At 26.7% G+C, this 3,266-nt stretch carries 3 protein-coding genes; all 3 read left to right on the top strand.

Annotated features, from left to right (window positions below; all coding sequences use genetic code 11):
* The first annotated feature begins 199 nt into the window (after positions 1 to 199).
* Positions 200 to 1,702: a PAS domain-containing sensor histidine kinase gene (locus VN21_RS17750; RefSeq protein ID WP_052951923.1), complete on the top strand. Its 1,503-nt coding sequence runs from the start codon at positions 200 to 202 to the stop codon at positions 1,700 to 1,702.
* A gap of 254 nt (positions 1,703 to 1,956) precedes the next feature.
* Positions 1,957 to 2,817, top strand: a complete 861-nt coding sequence (locus VN21_RS00235; RefSeq protein ID WP_046821494.1) for a YitT family protein — start codon at positions 1,957 to 1,959, stop codon at positions 2,815 to 2,817.
* 57 nt (positions 2,818 to 2,874) lie between these two features.
* The coding region (locus VN21_RS00230; RefSeq protein ID WP_046821493.1) for a lecithin retinol acyltransferase family protein at positions 2,875 to 3,266 on the top strand (392 nt) is incomplete at its 3' end.

Here is a 3,266-nt window from a genome sequence, read left to right as displayed (position 1 = left end):
ATAGTGAAAAATATTATAGAAAAATGTTTTTAAGTGTAAAAAATAAAATAAATATTAAATTACAATTATAAAAAAACATATTTTTAAAATAATCAACAGACTTATTAACAAAATATAAACAATATTAACAATTTAATAATGAAATATAGAAACAAGTTTGTTATAATCTATATAGAGTAATTTTGTTAGGGGTGGGGGAATGCTAAACTTTAAACTTTGTAGTGAAATTTTAAAAGTATGTCCATTGCCATGTATATATGGACAAGCTATAAAAAATGAAGAAGAAATTTTTACAGACTTTATAATAGAAGACTTTAATGATAAACTTTGTGAGCTTGTGAATCTGGATGAAGAATATATCAAAGAAAAAAGTATAAATGATATTATACCTTCTATTTTAGATAAAAATCTAAAAGAAGGTAAATTAGATGAAGATTCATATATTTCTTATTTAGATGGGTGGTATAAAGTAGAGATATCATATGTAAAAGAAAGTAAATATGTATTATGGCTTGTAGAAAATAAAGAGATACAGCATTTAAGAACCGTACAATTACTAATAGACACGATCCCAGATTATATATTTTATAAAGACATAGAGGGGAATATAGTAGGTTGCAATAAAAGCTATGCAACCAAGCTAGTAGAATTAGATAGAAATGACATAATAGGTAAAAGTTATAAGGATTTACCTGTGATTAGTCAAAATTTTGAAAGTTATAGAGAGAATGATTTAGAGGTTATAGACACTAGATCTACTAAAATGTATTATGAAAAAGTTATATTAAAAAATGGAAAGAAAATTTATTTAGAAATCATAAAAACACCTATAATATCAGATTGTGGAGAGGTAATTGGAATCATAGGAATAGCAAGGGATATAACGGAGAGAAAAGAGCATGAAGAAGCATTAGAAAGAGCACGTTCAGAAGCATTAGCCAATACAGCGCATGAATTAAGAACACCATTAAACTTAATATTTAGTTCAGTTCAAATGTTAAATTACCGATATGATATAATAAATAACAAAACAAATGATAGAGACGATAAGTATTTAAATATAATAAAACAAAATGGATATAGACTATTGAAACTAGTAGACAATTTAATTGACTCAACTAAGTTAACTTATGAAGATGTAGAATTTAACCCTAAAAATTATGACATAGTTAATTTTGTTGAGAGTATTTGTGATTCTGTAAGCGATTTTGCAAATCAAAATGAAATGGATATAATATTTGATACAGATGTGGAAGAAAAAGTTATAGGATTTGATTTAGACAAAATGGAGAGGATAGTTTTAAATTTATTATCAAATGCATTTAAGTTTAATAGGAAAGGGAAAACAATACAAGTAACTATAAAAGACCTTAAAGATAAGATCCAATTAAGGGTTAAAGATGAAGGAATCGGAATACCTAAAAAAGACTTATACAAAGTATTTGATAGATTTAAACAAGTTAAGCATGAAAGTATAGATACTAAAGTTGGAAGTGGGATAGGGCTGTCTTTAGTTAAGTCTTTAGTTGAGTTACATGGTGGGAATATAGATGTTGAGAGTGAACTAGGGCAAGGTAGTGAGTTTATAATAAATATGCCATGTAATTTATACAGCCACAAATTAGAACTAATAGATGACTGTAATCTAAAAGCAAATTTCGTGCAAAAAATTGAAGTTGAGTTTTCTGATATATATGCATAATAGTGGATAATCTTTTAAGATTTATCCACTTTTTTATTTGAATAAAAGCTGTAATAATTTTAATGTGAATTATAGAGCAAATTAAAGCTAATAATAATAGAAACACATGAACTATAAAAATATTTTTTAATTTTAATTTATTATTTCAAATTATTTTAAAATTTCCACTAATGAAAAACATATTCCCTTTATAAGTAAATTTTTGTTATACTATACTCTATGGAATAATGTCAAATATTTTTGTGAGGTGTTTTATGAAGAAAAACGTTTTTAAAGATTTTTTATTTCAGTCTTTAGGACTGTTAGTTGGATCTATTTTTATGAGTGTGGGAATAAATATGTTTTTTAAACCCTATACAATTGCACCCGGAGGACTTAGCGGTCTTTCATTAGTATTAGGAAAACTTACAGGCCTTCCTATTCCTGTTGTAATGCTTGCTATAGGTATTCCTTTAGTAATATTTTCAATTAAGATATTAGGAATTAAAGATTCTATAAAAACACTTATTGGAATGACTGTATTTTCTATAATATTAGGTATTACATCATCTTTATCCAACTTTGACATAACAAAAGATGTCCTATTATGTTCTATATCAGGTGCCCTATGTCTTGGTGTCGGCCTTGGTATAGTCCTTAAAATGGATGCTTCTACAGGAGGAACAGATCTTATTGCACTTATGCTAAATAGAGCTTTTCCAAATATTCCTCTTGCAAAGTTTATGATTATATTAGATGGTATGGTTGTTATATCTGCTGGTTTTGCTAGTAAAAATTTAGAAACAGCTCTTTACTCAGGGGTAGCACTTTACATCGTAGTTAAAATAGTTGATGCTATTGTTTCTGGTCTTAACTACTCAAAAGCATTCATGATTATATCTAATCAGTCTGATATTTTAAGAGATGGAATAACTAAAGAACTTGATAGAGGTGTAACTTTCCTTCAAGGTAAAGGAGGCTATACTAATGAAGATAAAAATGTTTTATTAGTAGTTGTTTCTAAAAAACAAGAAGTTCATCTAAAAAAAGTAATAAAAAATATAGACCCATCAGCATTCATAATCGTTAGTGATGTTCATGAAGTATTAGGTGAAGGATTTAAATCAATAGCATAGTAACATTCTCCTCTTAAAATCATAATTTACTTATATATGATTTTAGGAGGATTTTTTATGTCTAATGCTAATTATGGAGACTTAATATGTTCAGATCATGGATTGTATAAGCATTTTGGCATATATATAAATGATGATTGCGTTATACATTATGATGGAAAAATCGATGACAAGTTTTTACGTAAAATGTGTATTAGAAAAACTACTATGGATAGATTTTTAGCCGGTAATGAAAGCTTTAAGGTTTGTAAGTTTAAAAATAATTTTACAGAACCTTTTGAAGTTGTAAAAAGAGCTAATTCACGTATTGGAGAACAAAATTTCAATATAATTTTTAATAACTGTGAGCATTTTGGTCATTGGTGCCAAACCGGAGTTAGCAAATCTAACCAAGTTGATTTTATAGTTTTAATTATAATTTTCATTATCTTATTAAATTACTCTTTATA

Source organism: Paraclostridium benzoelyticum, from assembly GCF_001006285.1.
Taxonomy (GTDB): domain Bacteria; phylum Bacillota; class Clostridia; order Peptostreptococcales; family Peptostreptococcaceae; genus Paraclostridium; species Paraclostridium benzoelyticum.
The sequence above is the reverse complement of the archived record's forward strand: the minus strand, read 5'-3'. Positions and strand labels throughout refer to the sequence as shown.

Excerpts from the sequence above, each read along its gene's own strand:
- VN21_RS17750 (WP_052951923.1), top strand. The coding sequence starts at position 200 with ATGCTAAACTTTAAACTTTGTAGTGAAATTTTAAAAGTATGTCCATTG.
- VN21_RS00235 (WP_046821494.1), top strand. The coding sequence starts at position 1,957 with ATGAAGAAAAACGTTTTTAAAGATTTTTTATTTCAGTCTTTAGGACTG.